Below are 19,884 nucleotides of genomic sequence, written 5' to 3' on the forward strand. Positions count from 1 at the left end.
GATCGTGTCGCGAAAGTTGGTGTAAGCCCAAAAACGGGTCGTTGATGGGCATCTGAACAAAGGTGTGGTCACCGTCCTAGAATTCGTACTGCCTAAGGTAACGGATTCGAGGAAAGGACGATGGCCACGATGGAAAGTGTAACGGTTGACGCCGCTGTGGCGGCGGCAGAGATGCCACGTTTCGACGACGGCTGCGTGAACATGCAGGAGCTGGCACGCCTGCTGATCGAGCAGGTCGTAAACGAGGTGAGGGACACGGTGGCCGCGGCGGCCGCCGAGGACGCGGGCCCCAGCCGTAACGGTTACCGCGACCGCACACTCAACACGTGCGTCGGCACGTTGGAGCTGCGCATACCCAAGCTCCGAGCTGGCAGCTTCTTCCCAGGGGACGTGATGGGGCGCCACAGCCGCACGGACCGTGCGATGCTGGCTGCAGTGGTCGAGATGTACCGCAGCGGCGTCAGTACGCGCAAGGTGTCGGGGGTCGCTGAGGCGCTCGGTGCCGGTGAGCTCGGCAAGGACCAGGCCAGCCGCATATGCGAGCGGCTGGACAGGGAGGTCGAGGACATGAACGGGCGCCTTTTCGGCCCCGATGTGCACTTCCCCTACCCATGGCTGGACGCCACGTATGCGAAGTGCCGCCGCGAGGGCCACGTCGCCTCCACCGCGGTGGTTACCGCAATTGCCTGCGACGAGAACGGCAACCGCTATGTAGTGGGCTTCGACGTGGTAGACACCGAGTCGTACGAGTCGTGGCTGCCGTTTTTGAGGGGTTTGCGCGACCGCGGTGTACCCGGCGTGCTGCTTGTCGTCTCCGACGCCCATGGCGGACTGACCAAGGCGATCGCTGAGGTCTCTCGGGGTGCGGCCTGGCAGCGCTGCGCTGTCCGCCTGATGCGAGACTGCTGTGCGGTCGCCAAGTCGAAAAGCAAAGGAAAGCGTGTCGCGAGGCTCCTCTCGCCGGTTTTTAAGGCCAAAGATGCGCTGGTGGTGCGCGCCGCCTACCACAAGGCAGCTGAGATGGCGGACACCTTCTGCCCAGCCGCGGCCGAAATCTTAGACGAGGCGGAAGCTGACGCGCTGGCCTACCTCGACTTCCCGCCCAGCCACTGGAAGCGCCTGCGCGCCAACAATGTGCAGGAGCGCACGAACCGCGAGCTAACGCGCAGGTCGCGCGTGGTGCAGGTGTTCCCGAGCCCTGAGTCGCTCATACGCCTGGCGGGCGCGATCATGGCCGACGCGGACGATACGTGGCAGCAGTCGCGCTGCTTCTCTCAGGAGAAGGTGGGCGAGTCATGGGCACTCGTCGAAAAACGAGGCGAGGATGGCTGGGATACCTCGCTGCCGACGGAGGTCGAGCTCACGGTCGCCTCCAGGTTCGCGGATAGCATCCTCGCCGCAGCTGAGGTCGAGATGGAGAGGGAGGCGGCGTAATGAACGTCAGGGAGCTTGCGCGGCTTATCGAGGGGGCGGGTCCGAATGCCGAGGTGAAAATAGAGATCCGGCTGCCGGACGCGGGGCTGAGCGCCAGTTGGCTGGAGGTAACGGGCGCCGACGCCGATGACTTCACAAGCACGCTCACGCTGAGGGCGGACCTGCGATGCGAGGACTTTGTTGGCCTGCCCGGCAACTACGGACTTGTAGGCGGGATCTGCGATGCCAATGCGACCCGGCGCCGTTGGGAGGAGGCAGAGCAGAAAATGCTTGATTGCATCGGCGATGAGGAGTAGCTTCTGGCCTAGTTGCGAATTCTGGACGGTAGCCATAGGTCTCAACGAAATGTCCGATACACCAACATTCTCGACACTACCCACAATCATTGCAACAACCACTACCACAATAAGCGCAAAAACCCTGAGGTAATACTGACGCTCGACATATACGCAGGCTTTGATTCGGAGGCCAAGCACGCCGCCGTGGGCAAGGCGGACGAGAGCTTCGGCATTGACATGAGCTCGACGGCGCTCTGGGGACCGCAGGCTGCATAGCCAGTCGCCGAGCCGGAGGGCCCCACGTTCACCGTTGGGCAGCTTGAGGCCATGCTCGCCGAAGCCAAGTGGAGGGAAGCCGACCATGAGAGCGCTTAGAGCACTGCTGCAGTTGCTGAAGGCCGTCGCGCGCATAGCGCTCAAGTTCATGCAACCAGGCTTCTGCTCGAACCTACTTGAACCTGCTCGAACCCGAGGTTCGACCTCCGTGGGCTACCGGACCTGCGGGCCCCTCGGGCGGGCCGTTTTTACTCTAACCCACTATGCCCTTCTGGTAATAGCCCTGCGCCTGCCCTTACCTGCGAAACGCCCGGAAGCTATGACCGAGCTCTGCCCTACTATGCCCTGTAGAGGTCATAGTACTGGGATGGGTCCGTCGGACTCGTGCCGTGCCAGCCGAGGATACCCTTCTTCGAGAGCGACTTCAGCGCCGCGCGTGCCACCCTTGGCGCTACGACCCAGATGGCCGGCGAGCTCCTTGACCGTCACCCTCCCCCTCCCGTACACGTACTGGAGGGCGGCACGCTCGTACTCGCCCAGGGCGCCGACCACGTCCTCGCCGAGGTCACTCGCAATCGAATCGCCCCGGCGCAGGACGCGCGAGGTCGCGCTGTTCTCCAGGGTGAGCCGCACCGAGGCGCCGTTCGGCTCCGAGAAGGTGGGCTCCCTCAGGAAGAAGCTCGCCATCTCATCGTAAATGCGCTGCACGCCCTCGCTGAGCTCCCTGACCCAGCCGAACTCCACCAGGGCGCGCGCGATCGTGGGATTGCGCGACCGGCGGGTGAACTTCATGTTCTCGAGCGTCACGATGTTGGGGAGCCTGCCCGGGCTCGTTATCTCGAGGCGGTCGTCGTACATCATCACGCGGATATGGTCGCCACTCATCGCGTAGTCGCGGTGCGTGACCGCGTTCACGAGCCCCTCGAACCAGGCGAACTCCGGGCACTCCGGTATGACCTTGAACCTCCCGTCGGCCCCGAGGTACTGGAACTCCCTCAGCTGGCTCGAGATGAACTCCTTCGCACCCTCGATCGTCTTGGGGAGCGGCCCGTCGAAGGTCCGATCCTTTACGATGTTGAGCCTGCGACCCGTCTCCATCTTGCTGCCGTCGAGGCGGATGACGCGCACCCGAGCCCATGGCATGAACCTGGCGGGGTTCTCCGAGAAGAGGAGTACCCCCGCGTTGGTGAGGTGACCATCCTGGAGGAAGCCGTAGCTCCGAAGGACCAGCTCGTCGCTCGCCTCCGTGCCAAGCTCGGTCTTGTAGCGAGACATCACCTCGGGGTCCACGTCCCCCATCGAGGAGCGCTCCTGCACCTCGTCCTCGTAGCGGCGTTGGTTCTTGTCGTACTCGAGCGCCAGCACCGGATCGCGCTCGAGCTCGACGCTGCTGTCCTTCTGGCGCAGGAAGACCGCCCTGTCGCTGCGCCTGGAGATGACATGGCCCGATGAGGGACCTATCTCAAGCACGAGGATGCAATCGTCCTCGCCGTGCGAGTTGACGACCGGGATGCGCATGGGATGGACCTCGGGCACTGGCTCGCACCCCATGAGCGCCCCTGCTCGAACTCCTCGATGTTGCGGGCGCCATCCCTCCTGAAGCCCGTGATTTCCCCATTGTCCTCGATGCCGATGACGAGCTTGCCGCCCGAGGCGTTGGCGAAGGCGCAAATGTGCCGGGCCGTTTCCTTCGGGTTCAGGCGGGCGCTCTTGCGGTCGAAGTATTGGTTCTCCCTCTCGGTGGAGAAAAGCACGGGGTTGTTCTCGTTTATTGGCTGTTGCATGCACGTCTCCAAATAGCTCGGTACGCACATTCTACAGTACCTCGCAGCCAACTTGAGACGCTCGTCGGGCCGTCTGCCCGTCATATCGGCTAGGGCTGCTGCGAGAAACGCGCTCCCCGCGCTTTCCACCGCGACGGGCGGCGGAGGGCCCTTCCGTAGCCCATAGCCGGCCGGCGCGGTGGGCAAGGGTGGTGAGCGCCGCCCTCCATGCGACATCGCATGCAACGTCGAGGCGCCAGCGTCCATCCCCCGGGTCCCCTGCGCTGCCAGGACTCCGGAGCCGCTATCGCCTGCCATGCCCTGCATCCGGTTGGCCTCCCCTGCCGCGTCCCTCCCGGGACTTTCCTCGGACCTTCGCAGGCTCGTCACGGGGGCGGGCCGGAACCGAAGGAGACCAGCTATATGAAGTCAAGACCTGAATACTAAATTTCCAATCTTAGACAAGCAGGCGTTTACTGCACCTTGAGAGCTGAATATCGAATGCTTCCAGAGACCGTTCCTAGCGATCGGGGTCGTAGGGAGCCTGGTCGCGCATGACAGCGAAGACGATATTGCACAGTTTCCTTGCTACTGCCGTCACAGCCACCCTGTGAGGCTTTCCCTCGCGGCGTTTCTTGTCGCAGGAGACCTTGAGCTTCAAGTCGTACTGGTAGGCTCTGCTGGCCGCAAGCCAGATTGCCCTCCTGAGGTAGGGCGAGCCATGCTTGGTGATAGGGCGCCCCCACTGTCGAACTTGCCCGACTGGCTCACCTGTGAGTTCAGCCCTGCGTAGCTCACGAGGGCGAAGGCGTTCTTGAACCTGGAGATGTCGCCGGTCTCTGAGACGATCTGGGCACCGGTCGCGTAGGAGGTGCCGGGGATGGTCAAAATGAGGGGCTCGACCCTTCTCGAGGAGACCCCTCACAAGCTTTGAGACCTTGGCGCACTCCTCGTCCGGGAAGTCCATCTGGCGCACGAGGGAGCGCACCTGAAACGATGCGGCCTCTTGTCCCAGCGCAATGCCCACTGATGCCCTGGCGCGTCGTCTGGGCTCTTCTGCCTTGCTACGGGCGGCCCCCCTCCCCCCGCCTCGAGGCATCTTGGATGTTTCGGGCAAGTGAGCCCTGCCTTCTGCGCCTGAGCCCGAAGGGCAAAGGTGACTTTGAGAGCACGGCCCTGGCGCCTTGGGAGAACATGTCCGGGAAGACGCCGTCGAACTCGGAGAAGTAGGAGTCCATAAGACAGATGCACTGGGTCTTTATCTCAGCAAGCTCTGCTTTGAGCGACTGCAGGTAGCGCGAGAGCGTGCGCAGCGGCTGCACCTCGTCGGTGGCGAGTCTGGTCGTGTCGAACTGCCCTATGCGCAGGGTCTCGGCCATGAGGCGGCTGTCCACCCGGTCGTTCCTGGCGCCGGAAAGCCCCTTGAGCCTGCGGACGGCCCTGTCCTGCATGGGGTTGATGACGCAGACCGCATAGCCGCGGGACGAAAGGTAGGCGTAGCGGGCCATCCAGTAGTGGCCGGTGGCCTCCATGCCGATGACCACGTCCTTCGGCTCCTCGGCCACCCCCTCGAGCCAGCTTACAGCACGCTCGAGGCCTTGGACCGAGTTCTTGAAGCCCATTGGCTTGCCAAGCTCTTTTCCATGTTCGTCCACTGCCGCAATCACGTGGTCTATCTTTGCGATATCCACACCTGCGTAGATCATCCTGACCTCCTCCTGTGACTGCGGCGGGCCTACCCAGCACCTAGAACCGCAACCTCCTAAAAGAGATCCGAGGTAACGAGAAGCGAAGTTCCTCATCCAGCTCATTCGCGGCCTGCTCTAGATGGGGTAGGATGCCACTCTCCTTCGCGAGGTCTTGTAGCCTTAGCTGACATGTCGGCATCCCTACCCGCCAGATTCTGCATTGCATCTGGAAGCATTCGATATTCAGCTCTCAAATGCAACAACTAAAAGATAGGAGGCTTCCCATGGGCGTCCTTAGGCTCGTCTGGCGCTTCGTGCGCTGGCTCTTCCGCGCCGTTTCGCGGTGGATGTGAGCGCGCTTGATAGAATTGCATCAACGGTTCGAGGAGAAAGACTAAAGCCACGCCCGACAGAGAACTCGACGGGAACGAAACGGCAATCATCGCTTCCAGCGATGCGCATATCAGGGACATGATCTACACCGTGCGGGGGGCCGGCAGGTCATGCTCGACAGCGACCTTGCCGAACTATACGGAGTTGAGACGAAGGCACTCAATCGCGCTGCCAAGAGCAACGAGGACCGCTTCCCCGAGGACTTCCGCTTCCGGCTTACAAGAGAGGAGCTGGACAATCTAAGGTGCCAGATTGGCACCTTAGCAGGGCAGGGCACCGATTCTTCAGTCGGCCGCACGTACCTCCCCCGCGTGTACACCGAACAAGGCGTAGCGATGCTCTCAGGCGTGCTCCGCAGCAAAGTAGCAGTCGATACGAGCGTCCGCATCATGCGTGCATTCGTAGAAATGCGCCACTTCATCGCCGATAACGCTCATTTGTTCAAACAAATTAGGACCATCGACCGCAGGCAGGTTGAGTTCCAGGCGAAGATGGGACATCGCATAAGCGACCTCGAGCGCTCGACCTACGAGCGCTTCGAGCGCGTCTTCGACTACATGGAGGCCCACGAGGCACCGAGCCAGAAGGTCTTCTTCGAGGGCCAGGTCTATGACGCGTTCGGGCTCTTGGCCTCCCTCGTGCAGAGGGCCAGGCGCGAGATCGTCCTGATCGACGGCTACGTGGGCACGGGGGGCCTCAACATCCTCGCCAAGAAGGCGTCAGGAGTTGCCGCCACCGTGTGGACGCACCCAAAGACCAGCCTCACCGAGGGCGATGCCGCGACCTTCAACGCGCAGTACCCGAACCTGGGAGTCCACCGGACCACGACGTTCCACGACCGCTACCTGATCCTGGACGGCGCCGAGGGTTACTTCGTCGGCGCCTCGTTTAAGGACGCAGGCAAGAAGAGCTTTGCAATAACCAAACTTGAGGATTCTTCTATCGTAGGACCGATTGTCGCCGCGCTTGACGAGTAGGTGGACAGGGTGTCCAACCTCTAAGGTCACAAAGGTACAGAGATTGCTTCCGAGGCGTCTCGCCCCCCGAGGAGATAGTCGCAGCACCTGCGTCCGGTTCCTGGCGACACCAAAGAAAACGGAGCGATCGCACCTGCCATCCCCCAATAGGGCGCAGCCTCGCCTCGGTGTTCATGTCCAATTCCCAGATGCTGGGCCGCCACACAAAATGGGCCCAGCCAAATCGAGGTTCATTCCAAGGCCGTTCCGGCCTCATTCGCAGGGCCAATGTAGTACCAAGAAAGTAGGGACCCTCACGAGTCCCTACCAAGTGTTTTATGGTCGCGGGGGTAGGATTTGAACCTACGACCTTCGGGTTATGAGCCCGACGAGCTACCAAACTGCTCCACCCCGCAATGGGTTGCGCCTCAGCGCAAGAAGTAACTATAAGCTCGCAGGAACAGACGGTCAACGCAATGCAGCATCTTCACAGATTGGACAAACGCCGCAGCTGAACCGAGAGCCGAGAGACGCACACCATCATCGCTCCCCTACTCCAACCCCTTGAGAATCGCGCGCATCTCCTTCTGCACGGCGTGCTCGACGTTGGTCCCCACGACCTTCTCGGCAATCTGCTTCACGGCGTAGCGCGCGTTGCCCATCACGTAGGGATGCCCCACATACCGAAGCATCGCGTAGTCGTTCATCGAGTCGCCAAACGCCGCCACGTCCGCACGGTCAATTCCGTAATAGCCAATCAACGTCTCCAGGCCCGTGGCCTTGCTTATCCCCTTTGGCGTCACGTCAATCCACGTGTTTCCCGACGGCATGAACGAGAAGACATCGCCCAGCTCGCGCTCGAGCACATAGACCATGTCCATGATCTCGCGCGGGCGGTCGTAGCAGATTGCGGCCTTAATGATGCTCACGTCCGGTGACGGCGGGTCAAAAACGCGCTCGGCGTTGGGCAGGTCCTTGTCCAGCTCGCGCACGTAGCTGCTCTGGTCATTCAACAGGAAAGTGTGCGTCCGGTCGTAAAGCACCAGGTGGAAGCAGTCGAACTCCTGGCAGGTGCGGAAGAGCCTCAGCACCGCCCGCGTCGAGAAGACCTCGCGGCCAAGCAGCTGCCCATCCGCATAGACCTGCCCGCCGAGAGACGCCACGTAGTCAACCCTGTCCGCCACGGGCTCGAACATCCAGCGCAGCGTGTCGTATCTGCGCCCGGAGCTCGCACAGAACATGACGCCTCGCTCGCGCAGCGCTTCTATCAGCTCAAACGTCTCCACCGGAAGTTGTGAGTTCTCGTCGAGCAGCGTGCCGTCCATGTCGGTCGCGATGAGTCGTATCATTGTCTCTCCTTCAAAAACGCCGGCATCTCGTGCGACCGCGCCGCACGGGCAATCTCGAAGAGCGCATCTGCCACGCCTTCGTCCGCGGACGCGCCGCAGGAGAAGTTCGCAACATCTCTGACCTCGGGCGTCGCGTTGGCCACGGCAACGGAGTAGTGAACCTCGCTCAAGAGCGCGATGTCGTTGCCGGAGTCACCAAAGACCACGACCTCGTCGCGCGTCGCCCCCACGGCATCAAGAATGGTATCGAGCGCCGAAGCCTTGTTAATCCCACGGGGCAGCACGTCAAACCAGTTGGGAACCGCCATCACGGTCTCCATCTCGGGACATGCCTCGGCGATGAGCTTCTCGCAATACGCGCGTCGCTTCTCGTCCCCGTTGCAGGCAATCGCCGCGGCAATGAAGTCGATCTCGGGCACCTCGTCCACGCGGCCGCCATTGAAGTGGATGAGCCGCTCGTACTTGCTCATCTCCTCCTCCGTGGCGTGCACGGCATAGGCGGGGTTCATGAGGTTCGAGTCCATAGGGAAGCACACGAGAAACATCCCGCGCTCGTGCCGAAGGGCATCCGCGATGCGGCACAGCCACTCGTGTGGGATGACGTAGGTCCACACGTCTCGCCCGTCCACGCGCACGCGCTTGCCATTGGACATGATGCCCGTCATGAAGCACGATTCGTCCATATGGAAGAAGCGCATGAGCTCAACATAGTCGCGGCCGGTAGCAGGACCAAAATGGATGCCGGCGTTGGTGGCGTCGTGGATGGCCTCAAGCGTGCGCGGCGAGACGTGCTGCGCCCCAAACGGGACGAGCGTGTTGTCCATGTCGGAGAGAACGAGCTTGATCACGGCGATAACCCCCGAAAACGCGATTGTGCAACTACGTACCATGATAGGGGTGCGCGGCCGCAGAACGAACGACAGATATCAGGAGCAGGCAAGCTCCGCGCAAGCGGGTCGCTGGAGGCGTACCGTGGCGAGAGGGCGCAGACAATCAGGACACGGCGGGCCTCTCGCCTAGCGGACCTGCGACATGCCGCCCACCAGCGCGTCGTCGCGGTTGATGCGCACAAGGATGTGCTCCAGGTCGAGCACGCCGGGAAGCCTTACCGGACGTTCCCCTGCCGGGCGGATCTCGAGGCTCCTAAAGCCCGTGCCGCATCGCACGCCGCGCCACTCCATGCGCTCTATCTGGTCGTATCGCACCGTGCGGAGAGGCCCAATGTAGGGCCTCACGTCCATGAAGTCGTCGTAGAGCGAGACCCGGTAGCGACGCATGAACGCCCACAGGGCAAAGACCACGATCACGAATGACGAGAAGAACGGCACCACGATGTCTGCGCTGGCGTTGAATGCGCCAACGTTGCAGAGCCAGCCCAACATGAGCCCGATGGCCCCCATGAGCAGCATCGCAAACGCCAGGGAACGCAAAAGCGCCGAGGAGATCACAAAGGTGTCGTGATGGCTGTGGTGCCGCTCCGAGATATCAACGCTGCCCACCCACTCGACAAGGCCTGCGAGCACCGGCAACACCGCAGCCGCCACGGAGAAGAGGTCTGCCACCTGGGGACTCATCGCACTACCTTCTGCGGGACGGCGAACTTGGCAACCAGGTTCTGGAGTATCTCGACCGTGGTCTCAAGCGAGGAGACCGGGATGAACTCGCGCACCGAGTGCGCATTGTAGCCACCGGTCGCGATGTTGGGGCACGGCAGGCCGCGCAGCGAGAGCTGCGAGCCGTCGGTGCCGCCACGCACAGCGACAACTGCGGGCTCCACGCCAGCCTCGCGGTTTGCCTCGAGAGCATCGTCGATGAGGAACGGGCAGTCGCCAAAGGCCTCGACCATGTTGCGGTACTGCTCGCGCAGCGTCACCGTGACGGTGCCCTCGCCGTAGCGCTCGTTCAGGAACGCAGCGATGTCTCGCAGCGTCTGCTGGCGACGTTCGAAGGCCTGGGCGTCATGGTCACGCACGATGTAGGCAAGCGTGACCTCGGCTGCAGTGCCGCGAATTACCGTGGGATGGTAGAAGCCCTCGCGGCCGCTTGTGTGCTCGGGGCGCTCGGCGGCGGGAACAAGCTGGTCAAACTCGGCAGCCAAGGCGATGGCGTTCACCATCACGTCCTTGGCCATGCCCGGATGGACCATCACACCGTACACGTGCACCAGGGCCTCGGCGGCATTGAACGTCTCGTAGTTGAACTCGCCCAGCGCCTCGCCGTCGACCGTGTAGCCCCAAGCGGCACCGAGCTTTTCGAGGTCGAGCAGGGCGGCACCGTGACCGATCTCCTCGTCGGGAACAAAGGCCAGCCTGAGGGTGGGGTGAGGGATGGTTGGATTTGCGAGAAGGCGGGCAGCAAGCGCACAGATTTCGGCGACGCCGGCCTTGTCGTCTGCACCCAGAAGCGTCGTGCCGTCAGAGCACACGATGTCCTGACCCGCGAAGTCCTCGAGATCTGGCACCTGCTCGGGCGTGGTCACGACAGGCTGGCCGTCCACGATGCCGGCTACGAGGCCACCGCCCTCGTAGCGGACCACGTGCGGACGCACGCCCAGCGAGGGTGCGTCGGTGGTGGTGTCAAGGTGCGAGCAGAGGCAAAGCGCGGGCAGCCCCTCGGCGCCCTCAGACGCCGGTACCGTGCCCAGGACGTAGGCGTGCTCGTCGACGCTCACGTCCTGGCAGCCCATCTCCATGAGCTCGTCCGCCAGAAGACGGGCCATGCCGTGCTCCAGTGGGCTCGAGGGCACCTCCTCCTCGTTGTCCGGGTCGGAGGGGGAGTCAACCTGCACGTAGCGCAAGAAGCGCTCGAGGACATCGCTCATGCGGTCTTCCTTTCGGCTTGCGTGTGACGGCCCGCAGCCCGTGGGCCCGATTTCTCATCAGGCGAAAGTCTACACCGTTGTGGGGCGCGGGTCTCGGTGGCGCGGCGAGTGAGGGACGGGCGGAGAACCCCGGCAAAAGCGTGCGGTCGTGCGTACGCACTAGTCGGGTCTTTTGCCGAGAAGGGCCCCCAAGGAGGCCGGTCTGGCAGGTTTTACGGCTCATGCGTGCGCACGAGTGAGGCTTTCTGACAGCCGTTCGGCGTTCGCCCAGGTGGGCGAGAGGGGCCTGGCAACAGGCGGGGCTCGTGCGTACGCATGACCAGACTTTCTCGCCAGCCCGTGGCCCAACTCGTGGATTCTCGCCGGTTAGGGCCAGATAACCGTTCGGGATTTACGGCACGCCCAGCACCTACGCGCCCGCGGAAGCAGCGCGCAACACCGGATGAGACAAAGGGGCTGTCCCTTTGTCTCACTTCACGCCGGCGCGGCGCTTGGCGTCCTCGATCTGGGCGAGCTGCTCGTCCGTGAGGCGAATCGCCGACACATCGTGGCCCAGGTCGTACCCCATGCCGCCCCCGTTCACGATGGAGTCGTGGCGGTAGCGCGACTCGTCCACGTACGGTGTCACGGCATCGTTCACCGTAGGGTCGTTGGGGTTCTCCAGGCGGAAACCGCGCGAGTGGTCGTTGCGGTAGTTCTCCTTGGCCACGCTGATCATGAGCTTGATGCGGTTGAGCTGGTTCACCTCGGACGCACCGGGGTCGTAGTCCACAGCCACGATGTTGCTCTCGGGGTGCATCTGGCGCAGGCGCTTGATCACGGACTTGCCCACCACGTGGTTGGGCAGGCACGCAAACGGCTGGGCGCACACGATGTTGGGCGTGCCATGCTCGATGAGGTCGACCATCTCGGCCGTGAGCAGCCAACCCTCGCCCATGGTGTTGCACAGCGACAGGACCTGCTCGGCCTTGTCGGCAAGGTCGAAGATGTCCTCGTAGGGCTCGAAGCGCGACGACTGCGCCAGCATGCGGTCCATCGGCTTGCGCGCGGCCTCGATGAGCTTGATGCCCGCCATGTGCGTCAAGCGCTTGGAGGCCTTGGAGCCAAGCTCGCCCTTCATGTTGATGGGGCCCATGAGGCCAAAGAGGAAGAAGTCGACAAGGCCAGGCACGTTTGCCTCGCAGCCCTCAGCCTCGATGACCTTGACCAACTGATTGTTGGCCGTGGGATGGAACTTGACGAGAATCTCGCCCACCACGCCAACACGTGGCTTGGAGCGGTCATTCACCAGGGGAATCTGGTCGAAGGCGGTGATAGTATCCCGGCAGATTGCCTCGAAGCTGCGCCTGTTGAGCGTGTGCACGGCCTCCTTCATGCGGGCCATGCACTTGTCGTGCAGCGCATCAACCGAGCCCCTCTCGGCCTCATACGGACGGGTGCGATAGACGCACTGCATCATGAGGTCACCGTAGAGGAGGATGTAGGTTGCCTTGGTGAGAAGCGCGGGGTCTTTGATGGACCAGCCAGGGTTGTCCTCGTCGAGGCCCGTTGCCATGTTGATGGAGATCACGGGGATGTCGGGGTGTCCACTCTCGCGCAGGGCCTTGCGGATGAGGGCGATGTAGTTGGTGGCTCGGCAGCCGCCGCCCGTCTGGGAGATGAGAACGGCCGTGTGCGAGAGGTCGTACTCGCCGCTCTCGACGGCCTCCATGATCTGGCCCACCGTGAGGATGGACGGGTAGCAGATGTCATTGTTCACGTACTTAAGGCCCGCATCCACCGCGCCCTGGTCAACGGAAGGCAGAAGCACCAGGTTGTAGCCATAGTCGCGCAGCAGCGCCTCGGCAAGGTCGAAGTGCACAGGGCTCATCTGCGGAGCAAGGATGGTGTAGTGGGCGTCCTGCATCTCCTTGGTGTAGCGCACCTTCTGGAAGGCCGCGCTTTTGGCACCGCGGTAGACGGGCGTACGGCGTGAGAGGTCGGTCCTGCGGGCGTGCTCGAGCGAGCCGTCGGCCAGGTGCACGCCCACGGGCTCCATCTCGTGCGCTTCGCCCTCGGCGGTCTCCTCCTCGAGCTGCTCCTGCCGCTCCTTGAGTGCCGCCATGAGCGAGCGGATGCGGATGCGCGCGGCGCCAAGGTTCGAGACCTGGTCAATCTTGAGCACCGTGTAGATCTTGCCCGAGGCCTCGAGGATCTCCTGGACCTGGTCGGTGGTCAGGGCATCAAGGCCGCAGCCAAACGAGAAGAGCTGGATGAGGTCAAGGTCGTTTCTCGTCGCTACAAAGCGCGCGGCGCGATAGAGCCGGCTGTGGAACATCCACTGGTCAACCACGCGGATGGGTCGCTCGGGGCCCATCTTGTGCGCCACCGAGTCCTCGGTGAGCACGGCAAAGCCAAAGGAGTGCACCAGCTCGGGGATGGCATGGTTGACCTCGGGGTCGTTGTGGTAGGGGCGACCCGCCAGCACGATGCCATGGGCGTTGTGCTCCTCCATCCACCTCAGGGCCTCGTCACCGGCGCGGTGCATGGCGCTCTTGAAGTCGAGGTCCGCCTGCCAGGCAACGTTCACGGCCTCGTCGATCTCGGAGCGTGTGATGTGGGGACCGCGGAAGCGACCCTTGCCCTTGGCAGCGTCCTCCTCGCGCTGGACCGAGATGAGTTCGTAGAGGCGGCGCTTGAGCTCGCGCTTGTCGTCATACGGCACGAAGGGGGCGAGATACTCAACGCTCGGGTCCGAGAGCTCGTCCACGTTGAGTCCCAGAGCCTGCGGGTAGCTCATCACGATCGGGCAGTTGTAGTGGTTGGTGGCGGTGTCGTCCTCCTTGCGCTCCCAACGGATGCAGGGCATCCAGATGAAGTCCGGGTCCTTGGAAAGGAGGTCCATAATGTGGCCGTGGCTGAGCTTGGCCGGGTAGCACGCAGACTCCGACGGCATGGACTCGATGCCGTCATCGTAGGTCTTCGACGACGTCTGGTCCGAGATCATCACCGAGAAGCCCAGCTTGGTGAAGAAGGCATGCCAGAAGGGGTAGTTCTCGTACATGTTGAGCGCGCGCGGAATGCCCACCGTGCCGCGCGGTGCCGTGTCGGCGTCGAGCACGGGACGGTCAAAGAGCAGCTTGTTCTTGTACTCAAAGAGATTGGGGGCGTCGTTTTTGGTCTTGCCCGAGCGACCGGCACCCTTCTCGCAGCGGTTGCCCGTGATGAAGCGGTGGTCGCCGCCAAAGTCGTTGATGGTGAGCAGGCAGTTGTTCGAGCAGCGTCCGCAGTGGACGTTGGTGTGCTTGACCTTGAGGTTGTCGACGCCCTCGCGCGAGAGGACCGCCGAGGTACCCGTGGCGCCCGCACGGTCACGGGCGAGGAGGGCCGCGCCATAGGCGCCCATGCAGCCGGCGATGTCGGGACGGATGACCTGACGGCCGGTGAGCAGCTCGAAGGCGCGCAGGGTGGCGTCGCTCATGAAGGTGCCGCCCTGGACCACGCAGTACTTGCCAATCTCGTCAAAGTCGCGCAGCTTGATGACCTTGAACAGCGCGTTCTTGATCACGGAGTACGAGAGGCCCGCGGCCACGTCGCCGATGGTCGCGCCCTCCTTCTGGGCCTGCTTGACACGCGAGTTCATGAAGACGGTGCAGCGGCTGCCCAGGTCAACGGGGGCCTTGGCCGTAACGGCCACCTTTGCGAACTCCTGGACGGTCATGTCCATGGACTTGGCAAAGCTCTCGATGAACGAGCCGCAGCCCGAGGAGCACGCCTCGTTGAGCATGATGTGCTCGATGACGCCATTTCTCACCTGCAGGCACTTCATGTCCTGGCCACCGATGTCGAGAATGAACTCGACACCGGGGACGAAGGCCTTCGCGCCGCGCAGGTGCGCGACGGTCTCGATCTCTCCGGAGTCGGCGCGCAGGGCCTCGATGAGGATGCCCTCGCCGTAGCCGGTGGTGGTCACGTGGCCGATGGTCGTGCCCTCGGGCATCACGTCGTAGATGCCGTCCATGATGTGGCGAGCGGTGCCCAGGACGTCGCCGTCGTTGCTGCCATACCAGGTGTAGAGAAGCTCGCCGGCATCGCCCACAACGGCGCACTTCATGGTGGTGGAGCCGGCGTCGATGCCGATGAAGACGCGGCCGTGGTAGCTGGCCAGGTCGCCCTTGGGCACGACCTCCCTGTTGTGGCGCTCCTTGAACTCCTGGTAGTCCTTCTCAGTGGCAAAGAGCGAGTCCAGACGCTGGACCTCGGAGCCCTGGACGTCCTTGAGCTGCTCGAGTGAGCGGATGACGTCCGCGAAGGTCACGAGCTTGTCGGACTCGCCGGCAAGCGCCGCACCCGTGGCCACGAAGAGGTGCGCGTTGGTGGGCACCACACGGTGCTCCTCGTCGAGGTTGAGCGTGACGTAGAAGCGGTGGCGCAGTTCGGAGAGGTACTGGAGCGGTCCGCCGAGGAAGGCCACATAGCCCTTGATGGGGTGTCCGCACGCCAAGCCCGAGACGGTCTGCGTGACCACGGCCTGGAAGATCGAGGCGGCCACGTCCTCGGGGCGGGCGCCCTCGTTGAGCAATGGCTGGACGTCTGACTTGGCAAAGACGCCGCAGCGGCTTGCGATGGGGTGAATCTGCGTGGCACCCTTGGCCAGCTCGTTCAGGCCCATCGCATCGGTCTTGAGCAGCGTTGCCATCTGGTCGATGAAGGCACCCGTGCCGCCGGCGCACGTGCCGTTCATGCGCTGCTCGATGCCGTTGTCAAAGTAGATGATCTTGGCGTCCTCGCCGCCCAGCTCGATGGCTACGTCGGTCTGGGGGATAAGCGCCTCGACGGCGCGCTTGGAGGCGATGACCTCCTGGACGAACTCGAGGTCAAGCCACTTGGCAAGCAGCATGCCGCCGGAGCCGGTGATCGAGACGCGCATGGGGACGTTGCCAACGATGCGCTGGGCGCCGGCGAAGAGTTCCTTGGCCGTGGCGCGGATGTCTGTGTGGTGGCGCTCGTAGTTGGCATAGACCAGGCTTCCGGACTCATCGATAACGGCAAGCTTGACCGTAGTCGAGCCCACGTCGATGCCCAGGCGCAGGCGTGTGCCGGTGAGGTCCTGTGGCATTGCGGGATAGAGCTCGGCGCCGTTCTGGGTAAGCTCGAGGGGCTCGGCGGTTGAGTTGTTCTCGGTCATCAGTTGTTGTCCTCCTCATCGGGAAGCATGACTGCCAGCGCGAAGCCGGGCAGGTCGAGCTCGATTGGACTGTCGTACAGGTCACCGGGACGCACGAACATGAGGGCGGTCATGATACGCGCCATAGTGCGCACGCTCTCGCGCATGCCACCGTCGAGCCAGCGCAGAAGCACGCCGACCTCGGCGGATATCGCAAAGGTGAGGTAGTAGTCGAAGAACGCGCCCACCGCGCGCACGTCGATACCGTCAAGCGCGCGGTCGGCCACGACCGTGTGGACCATGGACCGGATGCGCTGCGAGAACGCGGGGTCTCCCCCCTCGCCCAGAAGCGGGCGCAGGTAGGAGCCACGCTCCTTGAAGTACGAGAGAAGCTCCAGCGAGCCCGGGCAGGGTTCCTGGTGGTTGATTGCCTCGGCAAGCTCGTCGAGGTGGACCTGGGAGAGCTTGGCCACCAGCGGGCGAAGCTCTGCAGCCGTATCGTTCTCGATGCAGTTTACGAGGTCTGGGATGTCTTTGTAGTGCGAGTAGAACGTGCGACGCGTGACGCCCGCGCGGTTGGTCACGGCGGTCACCGTGACGCGGCTGAGGTCGCCCGCGGAGCAGATCTCCTCCGCGAGCGCGTCGCGGAGCGCGAGGCGCGTCCTGCGCGTGCGGCGGTCGGTGACCTGCGGGAGGTCGGTTGCAGCCCCTCGCGGGACGTCGCTGACAGTCTGGCTCAAGTCTTTTGCCCCCGATTCTTCACACCGTGAGTACTATTTCACGCCTTGTGAAGTATTACACAGAGTGAGTAGTTATTTCCCGACGCGATTGCCACGGCGCAAGCGTCACATCTGCTCCACAATGGGGCAGGGGGAGTTTCCCTTTGTCTCATTGTGGAGGAGAAGGCCGTGAAGACCTACAGCTTTACCGCAACAATCGAGAAGGTCGAGGGAATCGACGGTGCGTTTGTGCAGGTGCCTCTCGATCTCCCTAAGGCATTTGGAGCGGGGAGCATCAAGGTTCACGCTGCTATTGGCAAGGACCGGGGGGTGGCGTGGACGTTTCTCTCGTCTGCGCGCAGATAGACGGGCCCGCCAGGCGCTACGTTGACCTTTACCTTGCAAAGGTCGAGCGAAAGGGCCGCAGCCGAGAAGAGCTTTGGGCCGTGATCGAGTGGCTTCTCGGCTATGTGCCGTCAGACCTTGCTGACGAGAGGCTGGCGGCGGCAAGCCTTGCTGCGTGGCTCGATGACGCGCCGGCGTACAACCCGGCGGCAAGCCTCGTGCGCGGCAAGGCCTGCGGCATCGATGTTTCCCAGATAGAGGACCCGACCATGCACCGAGTCCGCGTGCTGGACAAGCTTGTGGACGAGCTGGCCAAGGGCCATCCGCTCGAATGAGCCAAGGGGGCTGTCCCCTTGTCTCACAGCAGGCAATCAGACCACTCAGGCTCCTTGAAGCCGACAAGCACGAAGTCATCCCCCACCACAATCGGGCGCTTGACCAGCATGCCGTTGGTGGCGAGAAGGGCAAAGGCCTCCTCGTCGCTCATCCCTGCGTCAAGCCGGGCCTTCACGCCCATCTGCCGGTAGAGCTGACCGCTCGTGTTGAAGAAGCGACGCACGGGAAGGCCGGAGCTGGCCTGCCACTCTGCGATCTCGACTGCGGTGGGGTTGTCCTCCACGATGTGACGGTCGGTGTAAGAAACGCCGTGCTGGTCCAGCCACGCCCTTGCGCGCTTGCACGTAGTGCACTTGGGGTACTCAACGAAAAGCAGGTCGGACATGGTATTCTCCTTGTAGATTTGATCAATGATGCATGCCGCTCAACGCCCAGCATCCGCCGCCTACAAATCTCTCCGCGTGAGAATCTCCTGCGGGATGAGGCGGCAGCCCTCCACCACGGTGCGCGCATAGACCGCGGCCTCCTCGGTGAGGCCGTCACGGAGAGGCGACATGTCAGGCATGCCGATATTCACCTGGCAGGTCTGCTCGTTGTCGGCGGGATTGGGGTAGCGCTCCTGCGCCCTGTCAATCATGAGCTGGTAGGCGGGGATGAATGGCGCAAACGGGTAGTGCTCGCCCAAGACATCGCGCAGACGCACCATGATGTCGATGCCCGCGCGGTCGATGTCTCCCCAGTAGAGAACCTCCACCGAGTCCGCGCCTAGCGTGTCGAGCAGCAGCGCCAGGCGGTTGTGCTCCAGGATGGGCGTGCCTCCGCCCAGAACCACGGCATGAATGCGCTCGCCCAGGATGGTGGTTCGTCCCTCCTCGTACATAAGGTCATGCACATCAAGCCAGGGGTCGAGGTTCTCGGTCACCAGCACGCGCATGTGCTTCCTGCGGCGCGGCGCGTGATAGAGAAGGTCCGGCTTGGGCATGGGCCTGTGGCGAATGACGTCCTCCATGCCCATGGCACGCAGGAGGCGGTGACCATCCGAGCCGTACTCGAAGAACTTCTCGTCTCCGCCCATCTGGTAGGCAAGCTGGCGGCGCGTGATGTCGCCAGGCAGCGCGCCGTTGACCAGCGCGTCGTTGAGCGCGGTGAGCTGGCGCTCGAAGAGCGTGTAGGCACCGGGGTGGCTGAGAAGCCAACCGTTCATCCAGAAGCGCTGGTCAAGCTCCAGAACTTTGGCGCGCATCTCGGTCTCGGCAGGGCCACCGCGACGGACGTAGGGGACGTCCGAGAGCTGCACCGGCTTTGAGGGCGAGCCCTTCCCCATGCGGCGGACGCGACCGTGCGTCTGGCGAACGGGCGGCCTGGCAGGTGCGTCGGGCGCAGGGGGCTTCGTCTCCTGTGGCGCAACGAAATCAGGCGCGGTAGGCTCGGGCGCGCTGGGCTCTGTTGGCACAACCGCAGCATCGTCTGGCTCGGCCACTGGCCTCCGCTTCGAGATACGGCGGCGAGCAGTGTGGCGCGGTGCGAGCGTTGCAGCCTCGACGGGAGGCTCAGTCGCATCGGGTGCCGCGACAACTGGGGCTTCTGGTGTCTCCGCAGGCTCTGGCGCTGGGTCGGACGTGAGCCCTGCCTCTGGCGCGGCGTCTGCCGGGGCAACCGGGGCCTCCGAGTCCTCCTCCATTGGCTTTCCCTCGGGAACGCGTAGTGTGTAGACGCCCTCCTGACCCTCGACGGGATTGAGTGCCCGAGACCTCACCGCTGCCTCGATGGCCTGGGCATCCTTTCCGCAGCGCTTGAAGATGGGAGCCAGGTCCTCCTCGGTCACAACCTCGCTCCGCACGCGCACGAGCGCGCTTGCCACCGACGCAGCCTTGTTCTTCTGCGAGGGCTCAAGGACGGCGCACAGGGCCTCCCTCAGAAGGTCCAGGTTCCTGCGTTCCTCGTCCGTCAGCTTGCGGGCCATATTAATCCTTTCGTGCGGTTATGCAAGAAGGATACGGCAAACCCGAGAACCACCCCAAATGGGGCCTGTGCAATCTTGTATAACTCCACTGTGGGACGATCGCTAACCAGTAAGCCTGCCCTCTTCAAGACCCTGCTTGGCCGAGAAGCACGCTCGTGCGTACGCACGATGCCGACTTTCCGCCGAAATGGGCCCCCCGGGAACCCCGCCTGGCAGAAAGGTGCAATCATGCGTACGCACGACCGTGGATTCCCGGCATAGCCCCGGCGTTCGCCCAGTTGGGCGAGAGGCCCATGGCAACAGGCGGGGCTTGTGCGTGCGCACAATGCGGCTTTCTCGGCAGGGTGTGGTCCCCAAAGGGCCCAGCCGTCAGATAACCGCATTTATGCGTACGCACGACGACAACAAACTGCCACC

The 19,884-nt window shown here is 63.3% G+C and carries 17 protein-coding genes and 1 tRNA gene; 5 read left to right on the top strand and 13 right to left on the bottom strand.

From position 1 onward, the window contains the following. The first annotated feature begins 129 nt into the window (after positions 1-129). Both E0E00_RS01430 and E0E00_RS01435 read left to right on the top strand, forming a co-directional pair. A complete protein-coding gene (locus tag E0E00_RS01430; protein WP_165443492.1) occupies positions 130-1,434 on the top strand; it encodes an IS256 family transposase in 1,305 nt (434 codons plus the stop codon). Beyond that, positions 1,434-1,730: a hypothetical protein gene (locus tag E0E00_RS01435; protein WP_130810735.1), complete on the top strand. Its 297-nt coding sequence runs from the start codon at positions 1,434-1,436 to the stop codon at positions 1,728-1,730. Before E0E00_RS01430 ends, E0E00_RS01435 begins: the two co-directional genes overlap by 1 nt. Positions 1,731-2,342: 612 nt before the next feature. On the opposite strand, the gene E0E00_RS01440 is transcribed toward E0E00_RS01435, so the two are convergent. The 4 genes from E0E00_RS01440 to E0E00_RS01455 form a co-directional block, all read right to left on the bottom strand. Next, a complete protein-coding gene (locus E0E00_RS01440; protein WP_242622088.1) occupies positions 2,343-3,539 on the bottom strand; it encodes an ATP-binding protein in 1,197 nt (398 codons plus the stop codon). Continuing rightward, a complete protein-coding gene (locus tag E0E00_RS14250; protein ID WP_165443494.1) occupies positions 3,446-3,772 on the bottom strand; it encodes a helix-turn-helix domain-containing protein in 327 nt (108 codons plus the stop codon). The genes E0E00_RS01440 and E0E00_RS14250 overlap by 94 nt, the downstream gene beginning before the upstream one ends. Before the next feature lie 636 nt (positions 3,773-4,408). Next, the gene (locus E0E00_RS15275; RefSeq protein ID WP_165443495.1) at positions 4,409-4,639 is read right to left on the bottom strand and encodes a transposase; all 231 of its coding nucleotides are present in this window, start codon (positions 4,637-4,639) and stop codon (positions 4,409-4,411) included. A gap of 176 nt (positions 4,640-4,815) precedes the next feature. Next, on the bottom strand, positions 4,816-5,457 hold the full coding sequence (locus E0E00_RS01455; protein WP_165443496.1) for a transposase: 642 nt from the start codon (positions 5,455-5,457) through the stop codon (positions 4,816-4,818). A 485-nt stretch (positions 5,458-5,942) separates the two neighbouring features. On the opposite strand from E0E00_RS01455, the gene E0E00_RS01460 reads away from it, so the two are divergent. Beyond that, entirely contained in the window at positions 5,943-6,809 is an 867-nt protein-coding gene (locus E0E00_RS01460) for an ORF6N domain-containing protein (protein ID WP_207302603.1), read from the top strand. Between the two features lie 318 nt (positions 6,810-7,127). Here E0E00_RS01460 and E0E00_RS01465 read toward each other — a convergent pair. The 7 genes from E0E00_RS01465 to E0E00_RS01495 form a co-directional block, all read right to left on the bottom strand. After that, positions 7,128-7,204 (bottom strand) — tRNA-Met (locus E0E00_RS01465). A gap of 135 nt (positions 7,205-7,339) precedes the next feature. Further along, a complete protein-coding gene (locus E0E00_RS01470) occupies positions 7,340-8,137 on the bottom strand; it encodes an HAD family hydrolase (RefSeq protein ID WP_130810742.1) in 798 nt (265 codons plus the stop codon). Then, positions 8,134-8,985 (bottom strand): HAD family hydrolase, encoded by an 852-nt coding sequence (locus E0E00_RS01475; RefSeq protein WP_130810744.1) that lies wholly within the window; start codon positions 8,983-8,985, stop codon positions 8,134-8,136. The genes E0E00_RS01470 and E0E00_RS01475 overlap by 4 nt, the downstream gene beginning before the upstream one ends. Positions 8,986-9,153: 168 nt before the next feature. Continuing rightward, entirely contained in the window at positions 9,154-9,711 is a 558-nt protein-coding gene (locus E0E00_RS01480; RefSeq protein ID WP_130810746.1) for a hypothetical protein, read from the bottom strand. Next, complete coding sequence (gene pepT, locus E0E00_RS01485) at positions 9,708-10,958, bottom strand: peptidase T (protein ID WP_130810748.1); 1,251 nt, start codon at positions 10,956-10,958, stop codon at positions 9,708-9,710. Before pepT ends, E0E00_RS01480 begins: the two co-directional genes overlap by 4 nt. Before the next feature lie 469 nt (positions 10,959-11,427). Next, positions 11,428-16,125, bottom strand: coding sequence for a 2-hydroxyacyl-CoA dehydratase (locus tag E0E00_RS01490; protein ID WP_130810750.1), 4,698 nt, complete (start codon positions 16,123-16,125; stop codon positions 11,428-11,430). After that, complete coding sequence (locus E0E00_RS01495) at positions 16,125-16,844, bottom strand: TetR/AcrR family transcriptional regulator (protein ID WP_130810752.1); 720 nt, start codon at positions 16,842-16,844, stop codon at positions 16,125-16,127. Before E0E00_RS01495 ends, E0E00_RS01490 begins: the two co-directional genes overlap by 1 nt. Before the next feature lie 168 nt (positions 16,845-17,012). Here E0E00_RS01495 and E0E00_RS01500 point away from each other — a divergent pair, with 168 nt between their 5' ends. Both E0E00_RS01500 and E0E00_RS01505 read left to right on the top strand, forming a co-directional pair. Next, on the top strand, positions 17,013-17,189 hold the full coding sequence (locus tag E0E00_RS01500; protein ID WP_165443497.1) for a DUF1905 domain-containing protein: 177 nt from the start codon (positions 17,013-17,015) through the stop codon (positions 17,187-17,189). After that, positions 17,159-17,503, top strand: a complete 345-nt coding sequence (locus E0E00_RS01505) for a DUF2200 family protein (protein ID WP_207302604.1) — start codon at positions 17,159-17,161, stop codon at positions 17,501-17,503. The genes E0E00_RS01500 and E0E00_RS01505 overlap by 31 nt, the downstream gene beginning before the upstream one ends. Before the next feature lie 23 nt (positions 17,504-17,526). On the opposite strand, the gene E0E00_RS01510 is transcribed toward E0E00_RS01505, so the two are convergent. Continuing rightward, the gene (locus tag E0E00_RS01510; protein WP_130810756.1) at positions 17,527-17,889 is read right to left on the bottom strand and encodes an arsenate reductase family protein; all 363 of its coding nucleotides are present in this window, start codon (positions 17,887-17,889) and stop codon (positions 17,527-17,529) included. A gap of 60 nt (positions 17,890-17,949) precedes the next feature. Next, entirely contained in the window at positions 17,950-19,467 is a 1,518-nt protein-coding gene (locus E0E00_RS01515; RefSeq protein WP_130810758.1) for a Wadjet anti-phage system protein JetD domain-containing protein, read from the bottom strand. Between the last annotated feature and the right edge of the window lie 417 nt (positions 19,468-19,884).

Source organism: Olsenella sp. Marseille-P4559, from assembly GCF_900605015.1.
GTDB lineage: Bacteria > Actinomycetota > Coriobacteriia > Coriobacteriales > Atopobiaceae > Tractidigestivibacter.

Coding starts and splice junctions, on each gene's coding strand:
- E0E00_RS01430 (WP_165443492.1), top strand. CDS start 130: ATGGAAAGTGTAACGGTTGACGCCGCTGTGGCGGCGGCAGAGATGCCA.
- E0E00_RS01435 (WP_130810735.1), top strand. CDS start 1,434: ATGAACGTCAGGGAGCTTGCGCGGCTTATCGAGGGGGCGGGTCCGAAT.
- E0E00_RS01440 (WP_242622088.1), bottom strand. CDS start 3,539: ATGGGGTGCGAGCCAGTGCCCGAGGTCCATCCCATGCGCATCCCGGTC.
- E0E00_RS14250 (WP_165443494.1), bottom strand. CDS start 3,772: ATGCAACAGCCAATAAACGAGAACAACCCCGTGCTTTTCTCCACCGAG.
- E0E00_RS01455 (WP_165443496.1), bottom strand. CDS start 5,457: ATGATCTACGCAGGTGTGGATATCGCAAAGATAGACCACGTGATTGCG.
- E0E00_RS01460 (WP_207302603.1), top strand. CDS start 5,943: ATGCTCGACAGCGACCTTGCCGAACTATACGGAGTTGAGACGAAGGCA.
- E0E00_RS01470 (WP_130810742.1), bottom strand. CDS start 8,137: ATGATACGACTCATCGCGACCGACATGGACGGCACGCTGCTCGACGAG.
- E0E00_RS01480 (WP_130810746.1), bottom strand. CDS start 9,711: ATGAGTCCCCAGGTGGCAGACCTCTTCTCCGTGGCGGCTGCGGTGTTG.
- pepT (WP_130810748.1), bottom strand. CDS start 10,958: ATGAGCGATGTCCTCGAGCGCTTCTTGCGCTACGTGCAGGTTGACTCC.
- E0E00_RS01490 (WP_130810750.1), bottom strand. CDS start 16,125: ATGACCGAGAACAACTCAACCGCCGAGCCCCTCGAGCTTACCCAGAAC.
- E0E00_RS01510 (WP_130810756.1), bottom strand. CDS start 17,889: ATGTCCGACCTGCTTTTCGTTGAGTACCCCAAGTGCACTACGTGCAAG.
- E0E00_RS01515 (WP_130810758.1), bottom strand. CDS start 19,467: ATGGCCCGCAAGCTGACGGACGAGGAACGCAGGAACCTGGACCTTCTG.